This window comes from Alteromonas sp. AWQ4_252, assembly GCF_056158205.1.
The window spans coordinates 2344347-2364801 of the sequence record NZ_JBSWSV010000001.1 but is presented as its reverse complement, the minus strand read 5'-3'; the positions used below and the strand labels follow the sequence as shown (position 1 = coordinate 2364801).

Genomic DNA, 20455 nt, shown 5'->3' with positions numbered 1-20455 from the left:
TCAGAGGATATTATAATGTTAAAGGCATATGCTGTGGCACTGGTACTTTCAACGAGCGCACCTGTAACGACAACTGAAGAAGGCGCCAAGCCAATCGATAAGCAACAGGAAGCAACCACGCAATTGCAAAAAGTAAAGCCTTGCTCTCGCTTGAAAGCATGTGAGATTAAATAAGCGTGACGATTTCTACACACAAAAGCCAGTCTCTAAGGCTGGCTTTTCTTTTAACTGGCCCACAAGTTATGAAAGCTTTTTAAGCTGAAAATACCGGCCCACCGTAACCCACACTTTGTCGCCATAATAAATAGCGTTTCATGTTAAACATGGGAAACAACACAGGGCCAAATAATAAACCACCCAATGCCCACTTCTTTGCGTTCATACCGCAGCGCATTGCTTCAATATAAAACAGCAACCCACACAAAGAAAACGCGACAAGCAGTAACACAACAACACCCATGTAAATTACCTTTTCAAACTAAAGCGCCAATTTATTGACTACTATTTAAACAAGCAGAGCGAATTGTACTCAGTTGGACGTAAAATTCCAGTTATAGTGGCTATAAATACAAAAAAGTCGGGACAAGCCCGACCTTTTAACACTTTGTAAACATTAATAAAATGTTTTGTTTTCTTCTGCCATGCTTTGTAAACATTCTGCCGGTGTAAATTTATCACCACCGCTCTGAGATAACGTATTAAGTTTATCCACGACCTGCTGAATTCCGAGGCTGTCCATATATCTAAAAGGACCACCAAGGAACGGCGGGAAGCCAATACCGAAGATAGCACCAATGTCGCCATCTCTGGCATTTCTGATAACCCCTTCGTCTAAGCATCGGGCAGCTTCATTGAGCATCATTAGTACGCATCGCTCTGCAATGTTTTTCTCGCTTAGGCGGGAAGACGGGGTAACACCAAGAATACCGTAGATGCTCTCATCAACGCCCTTACCGGGCTTCTTACCTTCGTAATCGTAAAAACCTTTACCGTTTTTCTTACCTTTTCTGCCATCTGCCAGCACTTTATCAAAAGCAGAAGGCGCTTCAAAACGACTGCCAAACTGCTCCACGAGAAACGGGATTATTTTCGTACCTACGTCAATCCCCACCTCATCAAGCAATTTCACTGGTCCCACAGGGAATCCAAACTTAACTAAAGATTTGTCGATATGATCAACCGGTTCGCCAGCAAGTAACAAGCATGCCGCCTCGTTCATGTAAGGTGCCAAAATACGATTTGCATAAAAACCGGCGCCGTCTTTAACCACAACAGGAGTTTTACCTTGTCGGCGGGCAAACTCTACTGTAGTGGAAATAGTCTCATCGGATGTTTGTTCATGGGCAATAACTTCTGCCAGCGGCATTTTGTCCACTGGCGAAAAGTAATGAAGACCAATAACATTTTCCGGCCTGTCAGCTTTTGCAGCAATATCCGCGATGGGGATAGACGAGGTATTAGACGCAAAGATTGTCTTGTTCTGCGTGTTAGTTTCTACATCGCTTACCATTTGCTGCTTAAGTGACACATCTTCGAACACGGCTTCGATAACCATGTCAGCATCCTGGAAACCACGATAATCGAGACTTCCCGTCAACAGGGACATCTGCTTTTGCATTTCGCTTTTGCGCATAAAGCGTTTTTTGACTTTCTTGTTTAAGATGTCGTAGCTGTACTTCATGGCATTGGCTATGCCTTCTTCACGAACATCCTTGATCCGCACAGGCACACCAGCTTTTGTTGCAGTGACGTAAGCAATGCCACCGCCCATGAGGCCGCCTCCCAGAACACCAACTTTGTCAACTTTCTGAGGTTTAACGCCTTCCACACCATGTTCTTTTTTCATTTCTGTGGTAGCGAAGAAAATTTGCCGTAATTGGTAAGATTCCGGTGTCATGACTAATTTGCCGAATGCATTGGCTTCAGCCTCATAGCCTGCTTGCAAGCCTTCGTTCATGCCCGTTTCAATGACGTCGATAATCATCAGAGGGGCCGGATAATTCCCTTTGGTCTTGGCAAAGGTCGCTTCCCGTGCCTTTTTGAACATCAGGTTTCGACCGTAACGGTTCTGTTCAAGAACTTTGTTCATCAGTCCCTTTTGCGGCGCCTCCCGATGCGGCTTGGCTTTCAATGCAAATTGTTCCGCAACAGTGATCAGTACACTGTGAGGCACCATATCATCTACGATGCCGTATTTTTTTGCTTGTTTGGCTCGGGCTGGTGCACCGGTAAGCATCATTTTCATTGCCTGCTGAACACCAATCAGGCGAGGTAAACGCTGTGTGCCTCCACTGCCGGGTAGCAAGCCAAGCTGCACTTCCGGAAGCCCCAATTGGGTTTTTGGTGAGTCAGTACAAATTCGGTAGTGACATGCCAGAGCAAGTTCTAAACCGCCCCCTAACGCGGGACCGTGAATTGCTGCAACAAAGGTAGCGCGCATTTTCTCAATGCGGTCAAACACAGCCTGTCCACCGGCCGCCAATGCGCGGGCATCCGCTTCAGTTTCACAGGCAGCCAGCATGGAGATATCAGCACCAGCCACAAAGGATGAAGTCTTTCCACTTGTCAGCACTACACCTTTTATAGATGAATCCGCTTCAATCTCATCCAACATGGCAGTGATCTCATCGCCGAATTCAGCTTTCAGCGTATTCATAGACTCACCGGGTACATCCATGGTCAGGATAGCGACGCCATTGTCCTGACGCGTCAGCGTAAAGGCACTTTGAGTTTGTTCAGTCACGTTTACTTCCTGCTGTTCTTGATTCGTCATTATTCTGTCTCCACAATCATGGCGGCACCCAAGCCACCGGCTGCACAAGCTGTCACCAAACCTGTACCACCGCCGCGACGGTTAAGTTCGTTCAACATTTGCGTGATCATACGGGTACCTGTTGCAGCAAATGGGTGGCCATAAGCAATTGAACTTCCCATCACGTTAAATTTGTCCATATCAATTTCACCGGTTGCTTTGTCCCGACCGAGTTTTTCCTTGGCAAATTTATCACTGGCAAACATCTTCACATTGGCCAGCGTCTGAGCAGCAAAGGCTTCATGCATTTCAATTAACGTCAAATCATTTAACGTCATCCCCGCTCTATCCAAGGCGATTGGTGTGGCATAAGACGGGCCCATGAGCATGTCTTCCCATACGTCTATGGCAGAGAAAGCGTAGCTGCGAATATATCCAAGAGGCGTGTAACCAAGTGCTTTTGCTTTACTCTCAGTCATCATAAGTACTGCCGAAGCACCATCGGTAAGGGGGGTAGCGTTGGCCGCAGTCACCGAGCCGTATTTCTTGTCGAACACCGGACGCAGTTTGGCATAGCCTTCAACTTTTGAATCGAATCGAACGTTGTTGTCTTTGCCGAGGGCACCTTTAAAAGGTTCTGCGTAGGCAGTCATGACTTCATTGTCAAGCTTACCATCGTTCCAGCTTTGCGCTGCTAATGAGTGTGAACGGTGCGCCAGTTCATCCTGTGCCTTGCGCGTGATACCATGACTTTTCGCCATTTGTTCTGCCGTTTGCCCCATTGACAACCCCGTGGAGTATTCAGCCACAGCGGGAGGCACAGGCATGAGGTCTTTCAAACCAAGGCGACGAAAAATCGCCCATTTTTGCCCCAGTGTTTTAGCTTTTTGCAGGTCAACCAAGGCTCTGGCGAGGTTCTTCGATACGCCAATGGGTGAAACTGAGGTAGAATCTGCACCACCAGCGACACCAACTTCAACAGTACCCGCCATCATACTCTCAGCGATATTTACTGCACTTTGAAAGCTGGTTGCACAAGCCCGTGACACACTGTACGCATCAGTGTGCACATTCATCCCAGTACCCAGTACAATTTCCCTGGCAATATTAGGCGCTTCAGGCATTTGGACGACCTGGCCGTATACCACCTGATCCACCAGTTCAGGTGCCACACCATTTCTAATGAGCAATTCATTAACGACCATTTTGCCCAAATCTACCGCTGGAACACCGTGAAAATATGTTGCCATTTTAGCGAAAGGCGTACGCAAACCCGCGACAATCGCGATTCTGTCACCGTTTCTGGTTGTGACTGATTGTTTAGCTGTCATATTGCACCTAAATTATTGAGACCCAAGTGGTCTGACCTGTAAAGTATGAGATTTTTACAAACTATGAACAAAATAGCAAATAAAGCCATGGGTGAATTTATCTCTGTATATAGTCGTTTTAGCGATATAGTGTGAACTTTTTGCTATTTTAACAGACAAAAATCTGCAAATTCAGGCAATTACTTATAGGCCGTGCCACATGGTCAACGATTAACCTGAACATAAAATATTGCATTTTTTACCTTGAACCCCAGACAGTAGCCCTAATATATTGTCAGAATAATGCCGTTTGCATGTGGGGAATGGCACAACAGCGAATTTTAAAACCGCTGATATTAATCATGTTTACATCAACGAAAAGAAAGTGGATTACATCACTATGTTAGTAGAGCAGTTCAGAGACCTTCACACGTATTTGGATTCACAAATCATTGGCCAGTCCGGTCTCACTAAAAGCTTACTTATTGCTCTACTAGCAGATGGTCACATGTTGGTGGAAGGTCCGCCGGGGCTGGCAAAAACCAGAGCTATCAACGCCCTTGCCAACGGTATTGATGGCGATTTTCACCGTGTTCAGTTTACACCAGATCTCCTTCCAGCCGACCTCACAGGGACTGATATCTATCGCCCCGAAACCGGTGAGTTTGTTTTTCAGCAAGGCCCGTTATTACACAATTTAGTGTTAGCAGACGAAATTAACCGTGCGCCGGCAAAAGTACAATCGGCATTACTTGAAGCGATGGCAGAACGGCAAATAACAGTGGGTAATAAAACCTATCCGCTTTCCCCGTTGTTTCTGGTTATGGCCACCCAAAACCCGTTGGAGCAAGAAGGTACTTACCCACTTCCTGAAGCCCAACTAGATCGCTTTTTGATGCACGTTACCATTGACTATCCCGGCGCTGATACTGAGCTTTCCATTCTCCGCCTCACCCGTGACGAAGAGCTGAAAACGCCTACGCCAACGCCACCAAACCTCACCCAGGACGATATTTTCAAAGCCCGTAATGAAGCACTGGCATTGCACATGTCACCAGAGCTTGAGCACTACTTGGTGCAACTCATTATTGCTACCCGGAATCCCGCAGCTTATGACGCCAAAATGGCAGATTGGATTGCTTTTGGTGTTAGTCCACGGGCGACCATAGCCCTGGACCGCTGTGCCAGGGCACACGCATGGCTGGCAGGCAGGGATTTTGTCGGTCCTGATGATATACAGTCGATAATGCACAACGTACTTCGCCACCGCATTATTTTATCTTACGAGGCGGAAGCTGAAGGGATTACCGTAAATCAGGTATTGGATAACATTTTAAATCTGGTTCCTGTGCCGTAACGCCATGCAAAATTACACCAGTATTCTGCGCCACCTTCAGTCTGACGGGATCCGACTGGGATTACCTGAGCTTGTTCGCTATCAGCAACTTGCCAGACAAGTAAATCTCAAACCGTTAACGCCGCCAAAGGCGATGATGTCTGGTGCGTATCTGACACGGGCGAAGGGTCGCGGCATGGAATTTGACGAAGCTCGGCACTACCTTCCTGGCGATGATATACGCGCAATAGACTGGCGCGTCACCGCCCGAACGGGCAAAACCCACACAAAGATATACCGGGAAGAGCGTGAGCGGCCGGTATTTATTCTCTGTGACTTGAGCTACCCCATGCAGTTTGGCTCTCAACTGCTACTCAAAAGTGTTCAGGCAGCCCATACAGCTGCCATGTTAAGCTGGGCTGCTTCGGAACGGGGTGATAAAGTTGGCGCGCTTATATTTAATGACGCTATGCACCGGGAATGTAAACCCCTGTCGAGAAAACGAGCTGTACTGTCGTTGTGTCATCAATTGCAACGTATTCAAACCATGCCCGTCACGGCACCAAACCCCACAGCACTCGGAGACGCTTGCCAGCGCCTGAGGCGACTGGCTAAACCCGGTAGCCTGGTTTACCTCATTTCAGATTTTCAGGCGATGCAACCTCAGGTAGAGCAACATCTTACTCAGTTAGCCAGGCACTGCGAAGTACATGCCATTCGTATTTACGACCCGCTGGAAACGTCCCTGCCAGAGATGGCCGTTTCACAACAGGTCAATGTCACCGACGGACAGCAGACCCAAGAGTGGCAATTAGGTGACAAACAGTTGGCCGAACGTTACGCACGCTGGCGATCTGACATCACATCTGCGTTAAATCAGCGTTTCAAACAAGCACGGATTGTGCATCACGACATTTCCGCCAGCCAACCTTTGGATGCACAAACCGGTATTTTTCGGAGTAGTCACAGATGAACGAAAACCCTCTGTCGCAACTTCATAGCATTCATACACCCGACGCTGTAAGCGCCTGGCCACTCGCTTGGGGTTGGTGGTTACTTATGGCAGTGTTTGCGGCTCTCAGTGTTCTGCTGGTAGTTTCGGTGTATCGACACATTCGCTTTAATAAGGCTAGACGGCAAGCCATACTCGCCGCAAGCCATCTCGATATCCATAGCGGCAATATGGCAAATCAACTAAATGAGCTGTTAAAGCGCCTTTGCCTTCATTACGGCGATCCGTCTGTGGTAGCAAAAATGAATGGTGAACCCTGGGTAACATACTTGCTTGGCGCAGTTAAAACCGGGGTCGCAGATACCCTGCGAAGTGACTTATCTACAATGCAAGGGTTTCTTTATGCTCCAGTGTCAGCTTCTTCGACTCAAAATAGACAGTTTCAGCAAGCCGTTATGACCTGGATGAAAAAAGCCGATATGTCTGCGCTGAACAAAAATAGTTTTGCTGGGAGTATTACCCGTGTTTGAGTTTGCATGGTGGTGGGTATGGTTTGCACTGCCTTTACCCTTTTTGTTCTATTTCTTACCTCCAATTGAGCGTTCCGCTGGCGCAGCGTTACGACTCCCTGCTCTAATGCCTTCAGAAACACTTGTTGGCCGCACTCAACGCCGTTCTCGCTGGTTATTATTGTGCGCCACAATAGTGTGGATATGCCTGTTGGCGGCAACAGCTCGACCTCAGTGGTTGGGTGAACCTGTAAGTATTCCCAACGAAGGTCGGGAGCTTATGTTAGCGGTAGATCTCTCCGGTAGTATGAAAATTGATGATATGGAAGTGAACGGCCGTCAGGTGAATAGACTCACAATGATAAAAACCGTGCTCAATGAATTTATTAAACGTCGGGTTGGCGACCGTCTCGGCTTGATCCTGTTTGCGGATACAGCTTATCTGCAAGCGCCACTAACCTATGACCGGGACACAGTTGCAACCCTACTCAATGAATCTGTTATCGGCTTAGTCGGTGAGCAAACTGCCATTGGCGATGCCATTGGTTTATCGGTGAAGCGTTTTAAAAAGCGGGAGAATTCAAATAACGTCGTTATTTTACTTACTGATGGCCAAAACACAGCAGGAAATATCACGCCGGCACAAGCAAAAGAACTGGCCATAGAGAGCGGGGCTACCCTGTACACAATTGGTGTTGGCGCCGACAAAATGATGATCCGCAGCTTTTTTGGCAGCAGACAGGTAAACCCGTCCCAGGAGCTGGACGAAACGATGCTGACAGATTTGGCCGAATCTACCGGCGGTCAGTATTTCAGAGCGAGAAATGCCCAGGAACTGGAAGCCATATATCTAACGCTGGACAAACTAGAGCCCATTGAAGGTGAAGCAAGAAAAATGCGACCACAAACCGCCCTTTTCTATTGGCCACTTACCATCGCCTTGGCATTCAGTTTGTTTCCAGCACTGGTTTATGGCGCTCAGAATTTGCGATTCAAGGTCAGGCATTTACGCAAAGGGGGAGTAGAGTGACTGAGTTACCCATTACTGATTTTCATTTTTTACGCCCGCTTTGGTTTCTTGCGTTGATACCTCTTGGGTTGCTTCTGGTCTATATCAAACAAATAAGAAAAACCCATTCAGGCTGGCAAAGTGTGATTTCACCCCACCTTTACAGTCATCTGGTTTCAGGAAAGCTTGAAAAATCAGGAAATGGCCTACTCAGCCTGTTAATGCTTGGATGGGTGTTGGTTACCACTGCCTTGGCGGGCCCCTCCTGGGAGCGATTACCACAACCAGTTTTTCAGGTACAAGAGGGCCAGGTTATCGTTATCGATATGTCCCTTTCAATGCGAGCTACTGATATCACGCCAGACCGGCTAACCCGGGCAAAATACAAAGCGATAGATATCGTAAAAAGTATTAGCGAAGGAGAAACAGGTCTGGTGGCCTATGCTGGTGATGCTTTTACTATCAGCCCTCTCACCACCGACGCCAGCAATCTCGTTGCGCTATTGCCCAGTTTAAGCCCTGAGATCATGCCGGTTACCGGCAGTGATCCATACCGTGGTCTGGCCGAAGCGCAGTCTTTGTTGGAGAACGCCGGATATCAAAAGGGAACTATTTTCTGGATAACCGATGGCATTGAACGAGATCAGCAGCAGGACATATCCACACTCATCAATAGCATGCCATATACTGTTAACATACTTGGTGTGGGCACAAAAGATGGTGCCCCCATCCGCCGCCTGGATGGTGAACTGGTTAAGGATCAGCGCGGTCAGATTGTTATCCCAAAACTGCATGCTTCCGCATTGCAATCACTTGCCCGTCAATCCGGTGGTATGTTTACCTCAATTTCATCTAACGATGCAGATGTGAAAAAGCTGGTCACGAAATCTGCCTTCGCCGCAGAAGCAGAAGCGACGGACGAAAAAACCTCTGCTGACGGCGACCAATGGGAAGAACTTGGTCCATGGTTATTGCTCATTCTACTGCCCTTTGCCGCCTATGCATTTCGGCGGGGAATTGTTGCTGCCATACTCATTGCTCCCATGGTACTGTGGGATTCGCAACCAGTTCATGCACAAACTGATGCAGGTGCGGAATCTTCAGAGCAACAAGTGCATACACCCTGGTTTAAACGCCCTTTCCTCAATCAGGACCAACAGGGTATGGCTGCTTATGAAGCCCAGGATTTCTCTCAGGCCGCAAACACGTTTGATGATCCACAGTGGCGCGGCGCAGCAGAATATGAGGCGGGAAATTTTGCCGCAGCGCTGGAAGCCTTTTCTTCATCGGATACGCCAGAAGCCCTTTATAACCAAGGGAATGCACTGGCGCAACTGGGTGAATATGACGACGCTATTTCCCGCTATGACGAGGTGTTAGCTCAAGAACCTGACCACCAAGACGCCGCTGCAAATAAAGCACTCCTTGAAGCATTAAAAGAGCAGCAGGAAAAGGAGCAACAGCAGCAGGAACAACAACAAGACGGTCAGGACAGCGAACAAGATCAGCAAAATGGCCAGCAACAGCAAAACGGTCAGGAACCACAAGACGGGCAGAATTCTCAAGAGGGAGAGCATAGCGATAACCAACAAGAGCAACAGCCCGGCCAACAGTCACAACAAAACGCTGGCGATGAAGGTCAACAGGGCGACGGCCAGGGTGAGCAATCCACCGACGAAACGGAGCCATCTCAGGAAGCCAGTGAAAACAAGAGTAAAGAGGCCGAACAAGGCGCGCCTGGTGATGAACAATCAGCGCAAGCTTCACAAGCTCAGATGGGTGAACTCACCGATGAAGAAAAAGAAAAAATGCAGCGGTTGGAAAACATGATGAAGAAAATACCGGATGACCCTGCCTTCCTGCTAAAGCGAAAAATGCAACTGGAAGCCCAGAAACGTCGCAGACAGGGTCCGCCTTCAAACCGGAGTGATTGGTAATGAAACGCTTTTGTACGATGTTGAGTTTATTAATGAGCTTGTCTGTGGCGCCAGCTTTTGCTGAGGTGGAAAGAGTAGAAGCCACTATCGATAAGAACCCCGTCATGGTAGACGAGGCTATTCAGCTTACAGTGGTGGCCCACGGCGACCCAGACAGGGATGCCTTTGACAGTTCACCACTACTTAAGGATTTTGTCGTTGGCAGAACCTCGGTGAGCACACAAACCCGCATTATCAATTTTGACAAGGAAGAAACCACCACCTGGACAACCACCCTATTTCCCCGCGGGGAAGGAAATTTTACGATCCCGGCACTTTCTGTTGAGAACAAAAAAACACAGCCAATCACCGTTAACGTCATTCCCGTTAACACCGGCAATGCTCAAACCGCTCGTGATTACTATGTGACAACGGATATTGATACCCGCGAGGTATACCTGCATCAGCAATTGATGTATACCGCAAAGTTGTACCTCGCCACCAATATCGAGCGAGGTAGTCTTCAGGCTCCTGAATTGCAGGGCGCACAAATTCAACAATTAGGTGACGATAAACAGTACACCGATATTGTTAATGGCAAGCGCTATCAAGTTATTGAGCGCACTTTTGCGGTTGTTCCCCAGGCTTCCGGAACATTTACCCTGCGCGGGCCCGTTTTTACCGGCGAGGTGATGGTAAATGATCCCAACGGACGATTCGGTTTTTTTAATCGTACTAAGCAGATAAATCGACTCGGCCCAGACATTTCCATCACAGTAAAACCAATTCCTGCCGACATTGATTATCCGTGGCTACCAAGCGAATATGTCACTTTGAACGAAGAGTGGCCACAACCCGATAACTTTACCGTGGGTGAGCCAATAACACGCACTATTACTCTCACTGCAATGGGTGTTGTAGAGGAACAGTTACCAGCATTACCGCAGCATTATCCACCCAGCTTCAAGCTTTATCCCGACCAGGCTAACACAGCTACGGTGAATAAAAATAATACGCTTATTGCTCAGCGTGTAGAGTCGCTAGCCATGATTCCGACGCAGCCAGGTAAAGTGGTACTCCCGGAGATCACAGTGCCGTGGTTTAATGTGCTTACTAATGAAACCGAATACGCGACGCTTCCTGCCCGCTCCGTATCTGTTTTGCCGGCACCCGACGCACCGGTAAATCAAACACCTTCACTTTCACCATCGACTGGCCTCGAGGCAACCGACACACAAGCGCCCCCAACTCAACCCGAGTTAACACCAACGTCTACTCTGGCTGACCCGCATCAGAACTGGCTTATCTGGGTATTACTCGCCTTGTGGTTAACGACCCTTGCTGGGTGGTTTGCAACCATACTCTGGTATCGCAAACGTCTGTCACAACAACCACCAGTAATTGACCGCCCATCGGCAACGCTTCCGGCGAACGAGGCACAGGCTTTTGCCGTATTAACCCAAACGATACAAAATGGCACTGCAGGACAGATACAACATGTCCTCGCCAATTGGCTCGCCATCCAATTTCCCAATGCCAAAGATTATAGCCGGGCAGATAACTTCGCCGAGACTGCCTGTCTTCAGCCGCAAATTGACGCAATGTTGTCGAGTCAATATGGCCATTCCCCCTCTCAATGGGATAGAAAGGGTTTAATAAAAAAAGTGAGTGAGGTACGTTCGCAGTTGGATAACAAATCCACCGCGTCAACGTCACTTCCTCCACTTTATCCGGAAGGCATTGCACCTTAATGTTGATGTCTTCCGTATCACAATAATCACAATAAGACAGGGAGACATTTTTGCATGCAACACCTTTCAACAAAACTCACCACATTGGCTGTTATGGTTGCAGGCCTTTGCGCCTGCTCTCCTGCTCCCAAAGAGCAAGTATCAACACCTGCCCCTGCCGAAGTGCAGAACACAGTTGCCAACCAGACCGAATCAGAAAGGCTAAACGCTTTTTTTGAACGAACTTTTGAAGAGGATCTGAAACGTTCTCCCATGTTCCAAAGTTATCTGGGCAAGAAATGGAACTACGGAGAATGGGACGACATCAGCGATGAATTCCATGAGCAAACCCTTGCGCTAATGAAAAATCGCCTCCAAACCCTGGAGAGTTTTGATACAAGCCAACTTTCTGAACAGGAAAAACTCAGTCTGCGTCTGTATAAAATGGGAATAGACCGTGACCTTGCAAACGAACCTTTTCGCAACCATCGCTATATAGTTCATCAATTTCGAGCAGCGCACACCTCTGTCCCCAGCTTCCTGATAAACATTCACCGGGTAAGTGATGTTAGTGATGCTAAAGCATATATTTCACGACTTGATAATGTGTCTGGTTATTTCGACCAGGTGATAGCGCAAATGAAAAACCGCGAAAAGGCGGGGGTGTACCCACCGAAGTGGGCCTACGATCAAATGATTGCGGCAGCTACCAATGTAATTACCGGTGCTCCTTTTGACACATCAACATCGCCATCAACGTTATGGGAAGATATTCAGAGCAAAATAGACAAACTGGATATCGATGAGGTTGAGAAACAAACTCTGCTCGGAGAAGCAAAAGCAGCGTTGGTCACCTCGGTAAAGCCAGCTTATCAGGCACTCATCGAAGAATTTGCCCATCAACAAACGTTATCTCCTGAAGGTGATGGAGTATGGCGTCTTCCTGACGGAGAAGCCTGGTATAACAATCGCCTTGCCTGGTTTACTACTACAGATTTAACTGCCGATGAAATTCACCAAATTGGGCTGGAAAATGTTGAGCGTATTCACAAAGCCATGATGGCCATTAAAGATCAGGTTGGTTTTGACGGTGACTTAAACGCGTTTTTTGACTTTATGCGTAGTGATCCCCAGTTCTATTACCCCAATACTGACGAGGGAAGAGCTGCTTATTTAAATGAAGCGAAAGCCGCTGTAGATAAGATGCGTGAAGCCCTACCCGAATACTTTGGTCTCACTCCCAAGGCCGATATGATTGTGAAACGTGTAGAAGCTTTTCGTGAGCAATCTGCCGGAAAAGCGTTTTATCAAAGCCCGTCAGCAGATGGCAGCCGACCGGGGATCTACTACGCGAATCTGTATGACATGAGCGCAATGCCAACTTATCAGTTAGAGGCCCTGGCGTATCACGAAGGTATTCCGGGTCATCACATGCAGCGGGCGATTGCACAAGAGTTAGATGGTATTCCTCAATTTCAAAAGTTCCTCAGTGCCACTGCTTATACGGAAGGCTGGGGCTTGTACAGTGAAGAGTTAGCTAAGGATATGGGGTTTTATGAAGATCCCTATTCCGATTTTGGCCGCCTGGCCATGGAATTATGGCGTGCATGCCGCCTGGTTGTCGACACGGGGATCCATGCTAAAGAGTGGTCCCGGGAAGAAGCAATCGATTATCTACTCGATAATACGCCAAACCCCAAACCAGATGTGGTGAAGGCTATCGAGCGGTACATCGCTATGCCTGGCCAGGCCACTGCATATATGATTGGCAAGCTCAAAATAATGGAGTTGAGGGAAAAAGCGCAGGCTGCTCTCGGGGAAAAATTCACTTACGCTGACTTTCACGATGAAGTTTTAAAAGACGGTCCAGTGCCTTTGTCGGTGTTGGAAGAAAAAATTGATAAATGGATTGCCCGCCAAGCCAAGTAACCATAAAAAAGGCCACCCAATAACGGTGGCTTTTTAACGCACATCTCGTCACCACATCTGGACTTTTTTGTAGTTTCTTTTTATTGCATAGCCCATTACTCTTAAAAAAAATAATTTGAGAAATTTTTTCATGAATAGTCAGGTCTATTCGGACATGAGAGCAAAACAGAAACGGTACGAAGCACTGGTGCATGCTTTTCATGGCGATATATACCGCTATGCGTATTGGTTAACCCGAGACAGCACAATAGCCGAAGATATTGTTCAGGAAACTTTCTTGCGCGCCTGGCGATCTTTAGACTCTTTAAACGATGAAAAATCCGCAAAATCCTGGCTTATTACGATTGTCAGGCGGGAAAATGCAAGACGATTTGAGCGCAGGCAACTCGATCTTGTGGATATTGATGATGTACAGATTGCTGACGAGGCTTACCATTCGGATGCTGGAAGTGAGCAGGAGGAGTTGCGTATTTTGATTAGCCGTTTGCCGATAGACTACAGAGAGCCACTTATATTACAGCTTATCTTCGGTTTTACCGGTGAAGAAATAGCGCAGCAATTAGATTTGAATAAGAATACGGTTATGACACGCTTGTTCAGAGCTCGAAACCAGATTCGGGATATGCTTGAGCAAGAGAATGCTAATGTAAGAGGTCGTTCAAATGGATGATTTAGAATTCAGACGTCGTATTTTCGCCGATCCGAACACCACTGATAGAGAAGTCACAGATGCGGCTCGCCAGGATGACGACAAAGCACAGCTGAAATCTTCACTGCAAAACCTGGATGCAAAACTTAGCCAAGCGGTAAAAGTACCAGTGCCTGACGACTTAGCCTATAAACTTATTTGGCAACAGGCCACCGCTGAGTTTAATCACCACAAAAAGCGAAGTCGCTGGTTTATTGCTATGGCTGCGTCTATCGCTTTTATTATCGGGATCACAGGTACCGTGCTTTACCAGTATGAGCCTGTTGATATGGGAGGCGAAGCTCTAGCGCACATGCGTTATGCTGAAATGGAAGTACCTCATCACGCGATGGACGTTGGATTGCAGCAAGTCAATGCCAAGCTAGCTGGTTTTGGCGGCAGTTTTTCTTCGCCCATTGGCGATGTGGCTGTGGCTAATTATTGTCATCTAAACACTACATTGACGCTGCATCTCATTATGAATACCGATCAGGGTAAGGTTTCAGTATTTGTTGTGCCGCATAAAGACCGTATGGCGATGCCGGACTCCTTCTCCGATGAAAAGTATTACGGCGAGAGTTGGTCTATGATGAAAGCAGATATTATGGTGGTAGGAAGCAAAAACGCTGACCTCAAGCCAGTAATGGAAAAGGTAAAACAAAGCATTACTTTTTCAACTTAACGCCAATACAGCCTGCAGTAACGGTAAGTTGTCCGTTACTGCCCTTCCTTTTTAAATTCAGTGAGCTACTCCCTACTTTTTCTTCAGTGACATAGAGACCTTTCTCACTTCCTGTTAGCATGGTAAAAAAGACAGGAAGGAATACTAATACTATGGCAACTGAAACCCTGATTTCTCTGGGTATCTATTTTGCAGCGATGCTCGGAATAGGGTTATTTTCTTTTAAACAAACCGATACGAGCGTAGAAGGCTACATGCTGGGTGGCCGTCAGTTGGGCCCAGCTGTAACAGCACTCTCTGCCGGCGCCTCTGATATGAGCGGTTGGATGCTGATGGGGTTACCTGGCGCAATGTATGTGTCAGGCATTTCCGCAGGATGGATTGCCGTGGGGCTTGTACTTGGCGCCTTGGCAAACTACCTGTTGGTAGCGCCGCGCCTTCGTATTTATACCGAAATGGCAAATAACGCCGTCACCCTGCCCGACTACTTCGAAAACAGATTTGCCGACAACTCCCGTTTACTGCGCGTAATTGCCTCAGTTGTTATCGTTGTTTTTTTCACCCTCTATACTTCTTCAGGCGTTGTTGCCGGCGGCAAGCTTTTCGAAACGTCATTTGGATTGAGTTATGAAACTGGCCTGTACGTCACCACAGGGGTGGTAGTCGCTTATACGCTGTTCGGTGGCTTTATGGCCGTGTCTATCACAGATTTCGTCCAGGGCTGCATCATGTTTGTATCTCTGGTGATGGTGCCAGCGGTAGTCATTTTCGAACTTGGCGGATTGGGTGACGCAGTATCAGCAGTCAAAACGATTGACCCGACTCTTTTCAATCCATTCACTGATGCGAAAAACGGCACAACACTTTCTTTGGTGGGTATATTATCGCTAATGGCCTGGGGCGTTGGCTACTTCGGACAACCCCATATAATTGTGCGCTTTATGGCTATTCGCTCGGTGAATGACGTGTCGACGGCCCGTAATATCGGTATGAGCTGGATGATAGTATCCATCATCGGTGCTCTTATGACTGGTCTCTTTGGACTTGCTTACGTGTCTGCGCAAGGCGAGTCCATCGACCCTGAAACAGTGTTTATCTACTTGTCACAACTCTTGTTCCACCCTCTTGTCGGCGGCTTTTTACTTGCAGCAATTCTGGCTGCGATTATGAGTACTATTTCCTCACAACTGCTAGTAACCTCCAGTTCGCTAACCAGTGATTTTTACCAAACTTTCGTTCGCCGGGACGCATCTGACAGTGAATTAGTTATTGCCGGTCGAGCATCCGTAGTTATTGTTGCCTTGGTTGCAATCTACCTCGCTTACGATCGCAATAGCACTATATTGTCGTTAGTAAGCAATGCGTGGGCAGGGTTTGGCGCTGCATTTGGTCCGTTAGTGCTGTTTAGTTTATTCAAACGGGAAATGACCCGTCGCGCTGCGTTAGGTGGCATGATTGTGGGTGCGGTAACCGTATTGCTTTGGATTTATCTGCCTGTGCAAATAGATGGTCAAAGCTTAAGTAGCTGGATGTACGAAATTGTTCCAGGCTTTATTCTCTCAAGCATCACCATTATTGTACTTAGCAAATCAGGTAAGCCCAGAGACGGTGTTGTCGAAATCTTCGACGCCTTTGAAAATCAGCTCAAATCCCACAAATAAGCACAAATTCAAACAATCACAACCGTTTATAAATGAAGCGTTGTCGTAAACGGTTGTGGCTGTTTTGAACCACTTTTTCTACAATTCATCGCTGTGGCCACTCTTGAGGGACATGTGGTTATGATAGTTCGGTTACAAAGGTATAAAACGGGTATTTCGTATAGCGAATTAGCATACTACTTTTCCCGCAGAGTATGTTAAGGTTCTATGTATATAATCGTTTAGTATATAAACCTTAACTATCGGACTCGACAATGACTTTAGAAATACCGTCTATTACCCATTTGAAACAACTCGAAGCCGAGAGCATCCACATCTTCCGTGAAGTTGCTGCGGAATTTGAAAACCCGGTTATGTTGTATTCAGTCGGAAAGGATTCCTCGGTGTTACTTCACTTGGCACGCAAGGCCTTCGCGCCGGGTAAAATTCCCTTTCCTTTGTTACACGTTGACACCACGTGGAAATTCCACGAAATGATAGAGTTTCGGGATCAACAAGCCAAAAAGCACGGTTTTGATTTGCTGGTGCACATTAACCAGGAAGGTGTAGACGCAGGTATTGGTCCATTCAGCCACGGTAGTGCCAAGCATACTGATGTCATGAAAACTGCATCGCTTAAGCAAGCGCTTAACAAGTATAAGTTTGATGCCGCTTTTGGTGGCGCACGTCGTGATGAAGAAAAATCACGTGCCAAAGAGCGTGTTTATTCTTTCCGTGACAGCAACCACCGCTGGGATCCTAAAAACCAGCGTCCTGAGCTATGGAACATCTACAACTCCCAGGTAAACAAAGGTGAAAGTATTCGCGTATTCCCTATGTCTAACTGGACTGAACTGGATATCTGGCAATATATATATCTGGAAAACATCGACATTCCTCAGTTGTATCTCGCCAAACCACGCCCTGTTGTAGAACGTGACGGTGTATTGATCATGGTTGATGACGATCGCATGCCTTTGGAAGAAGGTGAAACGCCAGAAATGCGTTCAGTTCGCTTCCGTACCTTGGGTTGTTATCCATTAACTGGCGCTGTGGAATCTACTGCCGCAACTCTGCCGGAAGTTATTCAGGAAATGTTGCTGACCAAAACGTCAGAACGTCAGGGCCGGGTAATCGACCACGATAGTGCGGGTTCCATGGAGAAGAAGAAAATGGAAGGGTACTTCTGATGTCGACCAATATTGTCTGGCATAAACACGAAGTAAACAAACAGTCGCGGGCTAAAAGCCTGGGACAAACACCACGTGTTTTATGGCTCACAGGGTTCAGCGGCTCCGGTAAATCGACGCTTTCCAATCTGCTGGAAAAGAAATTCCAAGAGCAAGGAAAGCACACCTACCTTCTCGACGGTGACAATGTACGCCATGGCTTGTGTGGCGATTTAGGCTTCAGTGACAAAGACAGGGTGGAAAATATTCGCCGCGTTAGCGAAGTGGCGAAACTATTCGTCGATTCAGGCGTCATTGTTTTAACAGCTTTTATTTCTCCATTCCAGGTTGACCGTGACTATTGTCGCAAACTGTTAGATGAAGGTGAGTTTGTGGAAGTGTTCGTTGACGTGCCTCTTGATGTGTGTGAACAGCGAGATCCAAAAGGTTTGTATAAAAAAGCCCGTGCCGGTGAAATTAAGGATTTCACTGGGATCTCCTCTACATACGAAGCGCCGCAAAACCCGGAAATTCATCTAACTTATAAAGACGAGCCCGCCGAAGATACGGCAGAGCGTCTGTATAATATGCTTGTAGAAAAAGGACTTGTGTAATGGCTTTACCTGATCCATTAGCAGAACAGATTGTCAGCATCAGTAAAGAAGCCGGTGCGAAAATCATGGAAATCTACGAAAAAGATTTCGCTATTTATGAAAAAGAAGATACCAGCCCTCTGACCGAAGCGGACCTTGCCGCACACAAGGTCATTGTTGCAGGTTTAGAGGCGGTTTCAGACTTGCCTATTTTGTCTGAAGAGTCTGCTGATATTCCCTGGGAAGAGAGAAAAACCTGGGATAAATACTGGTTAGTTGACCCTCTAGATGGCACCAAAGAGTTTATCAAAAAGAATGGTGAGTTTACCGTAAATATCGCGTTGATTGATGGCGGTAAACCTGTATTAGGCGTGGTATTCGCGCCGGTTTTGAAACGTACTTATGTGGGCATTGACGGCAAAGGTGCATGGTTGGAATCCGACGGTACGCTGGCCCCAATCAGTGCAAAAAAACACCTTGACGGTGAAACCTGGAAAGTCGTTGGCAGCCGCTCGCACCAGAGCCCGGAGATCAAAAACCTCCTTGAACAGCTTGGTGGCGAAGCCGAACTGGTCGCCATGGGCAGCTCGTTAAAGTTGTGTCTTGTCGCCTCCGGTGAAGCACACTTGTACCCTCGTTTGGGCCCCACTTCAGAGTGGGATACAGGCGCTGCGCATGCTGTAGCCACTGCAGCCGGTGCAAAAGTGACGGTACTGGATGCAGCCAACCCGCTGGCAACTGATGCCCCTGACCTGACATACAATCAAAAAGATTCTGTATTGAACCCCTTTTTCTTAGTGAGCGCATAACGCAATGAATGTAGATAACGAATTATTGAAAGAAGACGTACTGGCCTATCTGGAGCAGCACGAGCAAAAAGATCTGCTGCGTTTTTTAACCTGTGGTAGTGTGGATGACGGTAAAAGTACCCTTATCGGTCGTCTACTGCATGACTCAAAAATGATCTATGAAGATCAACTGGCAGCCATCACAAAAGACAGTAAGAAAGTCGGTACAACCGGCGATAAAGTTGACCTGGCACTGCTGGTTGATGGTTTGCAATCTGAGCGTGAACAAGGTATTACCATTGACGTTGCCTACCGTTACTTCTCAACCGACAAGCGTAAGTTCATCATTGCTGACACACCGGGACATGAGCAGTACACCCGCAACATGGTAACCGGCGCATCAACCTGCGACCTTGCAATTCTGATGGTAGATGCCCGTGCAGGAGTGAAAACCCAAACTAAGCGTCACTCATTCCTGGCCAGCTTGTTAGGTATAAAGCACGTTATCGTCGCGGTTAACAAAATGGACCTGATGGACTTCAGCGAAACCGTTTATGAAGACATTAAAGCCGACTTCCTGAAATTCGCAGAAAACCTGAATATTCCGGATATTCAGTTTGTTCCGATTTCAGCTCTTGAAGGTGACAACGTAGTGAACAAGAGTGAGAAATCACCTTGGTTCCAAGGCAAACCACTTATGGAGATGTTGGAAACTATCGAAATCGGTAACGATGCCAACACTGATGATTTCCGCTTCCCAGTGCAATATGTTAGCCGTCCAAACCTGGATTTCCGCGGTTTCGCAGGTACTGTAGTGTCTGGCCAGGTCGCTCCGGGTGACGCTATCACTGCCCTGCCTTCGATGAAGACATCGAAAGTAAAATCTGTGGTCACCTTTGAAGGTGAACAAGATCGTGCTTACGTCCCTCAAGCAGTAACCCTGACACTAGAAGATGAAATCGACATCTCTCGCGGTGACATGATCGTTAAATCAGACAATATGCCTTTGCTTGGTAGTCAGTTCAAATCACATCTTGTATGGATGTCTGAAGAACCCATGATGCCTAACAAGCAGTACATCTTTAAGTTCGCCACCAAAACAACACCTGGCTCAGTGGCCGACGTTGAATACCAGATTGATGTAAACACCCTGGAGCAAACCCAGGCTGCGCACCTCAACCTGAACGAAATTGGTGTGGTGGATTTGAAGTTTACCCAGCAAGTGGCTTGTGATAACTACGATAAGAACCGTGCTACCGGTGCTTATATTGTTATCGACAGACTCACCAATGGTACAGTGGGTGCAGGAATGATCATCGACAAACTTGACGATGACAAACAACACGCTTCGCCAGAGTTCTCAGCATTCGAGCTGGAATTCAACGAACTTGTTCGCAAGCACTTCCCACATTGGAATGCCTTAGACATTTCTAAACTGTAAGAGGCCATTCG

The 20455-nt window shown here is 47.3% G+C and carries 18 protein-coding genes; 15 read left to right on the top strand and 3 right to left on the bottom strand.

All coding sequences use genetic code 11. The annotated features are described in order from the left end of the window. Positions 1-15 precede the first annotated feature (15 nt). Entirely contained in the window at positions 16-174 is a 159-nt protein-coding gene (locus ACXACM_RS10480; protein ID WP_474821586.1) for a hypothetical protein, read from the top strand. 79 nt (positions 175-253) lie between these two features. On the opposite strand, the gene ACXACM_RS10475 is transcribed toward ACXACM_RS10480, so the two are convergent. The 3 genes from ACXACM_RS10475 to fadI all read right to left on the bottom strand — a co-directional run bounded on the left by ACXACM_RS10475 (position 254) and on the right by fadI (position 4083). After that, a complete protein-coding gene (locus ACXACM_RS10475) occupies positions 254-460 on the bottom strand; it encodes a hypothetical protein (RefSeq protein ID WP_474821585.1) in 207 nt (68 codons plus the stop codon). Positions 461-613: 153 nt separating this feature from the next. Then, complete coding sequence (fadJ, locus tag ACXACM_RS10470) at positions 614-2773, bottom strand: fatty acid oxidation complex subunit alpha FadJ (protein ID WP_474821583.1); 2160 nt, start codon at positions 2771-2773, stop codon at positions 614-616. Further along, positions 2773-4083, bottom strand: a complete 1311-nt coding sequence (gene fadI, locus ACXACM_RS10465; protein ID WP_474821582.1) for an acetyl-CoA C-acyltransferase FadI — start codon at positions 4081-4083, stop codon at positions 2773-2775. The genes fadJ and fadI overlap by 1 nt, the downstream gene beginning before the upstream one ends. Positions 4084-4462: 379 nt before the next feature. Between fadI and ACXACM_RS10460 the strand changes: the two genes are divergently transcribed. The 14 genes from ACXACM_RS10460 to cysN all read left to right on the top strand — a co-directional run bounded on the left by ACXACM_RS10460 (position 4463) and on the right by cysN (position 20444). Beyond that, entirely contained in the window at positions 4463-5419 is a 957-nt protein-coding gene (locus ACXACM_RS10460; protein ID WP_474824307.1) for an AAA family ATPase, read from the top strand. A 4-nt stretch (positions 5420-5423) separates the two neighbouring features. Continuing rightward, positions 5424-6371: a DUF58 domain-containing protein gene (locus tag ACXACM_RS10455; RefSeq protein ID WP_474821580.1), complete on the top strand. Its 948-nt coding sequence runs from the start codon at positions 5424-5426 to the stop codon at positions 6369-6371. Continuing rightward, positions 6368-6880: a DUF4381 domain-containing protein gene (locus ACXACM_RS10450; RefSeq protein ID WP_474821579.1), complete on the top strand. Its 513-nt coding sequence runs from the start codon at positions 6368-6370 to the stop codon at positions 6878-6880. The genes ACXACM_RS10455 and ACXACM_RS10450 overlap by 4 nt, the downstream gene beginning before the upstream one ends. Then, positions 6873-7889 carry a vWA domain-containing protein gene (locus ACXACM_RS10445; protein WP_474821578.1) on the top strand — a complete coding sequence of 339 codons (1017 nt, stop codon included), beginning with the start codon at positions 6873-6875 and terminating at the stop codon, positions 7887-7889. Before ACXACM_RS10450 ends, ACXACM_RS10445 begins: the two co-directional genes overlap by 8 nt. Then, complete coding sequence (locus ACXACM_RS10440; protein ID WP_474821576.1) at positions 7886-9805, top strand: vWA domain-containing protein; 1920 nt, start codon at positions 7886-7888, stop codon at positions 9803-9805. Before ACXACM_RS10445 ends, ACXACM_RS10440 begins: the two co-directional genes overlap by 4 nt. Further along, positions 9805-11535: a BatD family protein gene (locus tag ACXACM_RS10435; protein ID WP_474821575.1), complete on the top strand. Its 1731-nt coding sequence runs from the start codon at positions 9805-9807 to the stop codon at positions 11533-11535. Before ACXACM_RS10440 ends, ACXACM_RS10435 begins: the two co-directional genes overlap by 1 nt. A 54-nt stretch (positions 11536-11589) precedes the next feature. Next, positions 11590-13443, top strand: a complete 1854-nt coding sequence (locus ACXACM_RS10430) for a DUF885 domain-containing protein (protein ID WP_474821573.1) — start codon at positions 11590-11592, stop codon at positions 13441-13443. Between the two features lie 130 nt (positions 13444-13573). Continuing rightward, on the top strand, positions 13574-14113 hold the full coding sequence (locus ACXACM_RS10425) for a sigma-70 family RNA polymerase sigma factor (RefSeq protein WP_474821572.1): 540 nt from the start codon (positions 13574-13576) through the stop codon (positions 14111-14113). Then, the gene (locus tag ACXACM_RS10420) at positions 14106-14813 is read left to right on the top strand and encodes a DUF3379 family protein (protein ID WP_474821571.1); all 708 of its coding nucleotides are present in this window, start codon (positions 14106-14108) and stop codon (positions 14811-14813) included. The genes ACXACM_RS10425 and ACXACM_RS10420 overlap by 8 nt, the downstream gene beginning before the upstream one ends. A gap of 152 nt (positions 14814-14965) precedes the next feature. After that, on the top strand, positions 14966-16474 hold the full coding sequence (gene putP, locus ACXACM_RS10415) for a sodium/proline symporter PutP (protein ID WP_474821569.1): 1509 nt from the start codon (positions 14966-14968) through the stop codon (positions 16472-16474). 254 nt (positions 16475-16728) lie between these two features. Beyond that, positions 16729-17643, top strand: coding sequence for a sulfate adenylyltransferase subunit CysD (gene cysD, locus ACXACM_RS10410; protein ID WP_474821568.1), 915 nt, complete (start codon positions 16729-16731; stop codon positions 17641-17643). Further along, on the top strand, positions 17643-18236 hold the full coding sequence (gene cysC, locus ACXACM_RS10405; RefSeq protein ID WP_474821567.1) for an adenylyl-sulfate kinase: 594 nt from the start codon (positions 17643-17645) through the stop codon (positions 18234-18236). Before cysD ends, cysC begins: the two co-directional genes overlap by 1 nt. Continuing rightward, entirely contained in the window at positions 18236-19024 is a 789-nt protein-coding gene (cysQ, locus tag ACXACM_RS10400) for a 3'(2'),5'-bisphosphate nucleotidase CysQ (protein WP_474821565.1), read from the top strand. Before cysC ends, cysQ begins: the two co-directional genes overlap by 1 nt. Positions 19025-19028: 4 nt before the next feature. Next, positions 19029-20444 (top strand): sulfate adenylyltransferase subunit CysN, encoded by a 1416-nt coding sequence (cysN, locus tag ACXACM_RS10395; protein ID WP_474821564.1) that lies wholly within the window; start codon positions 19029-19031, stop codon positions 20442-20444. The last annotated feature ends 11 nt before the right edge of the window (positions 20445-20455 follow it).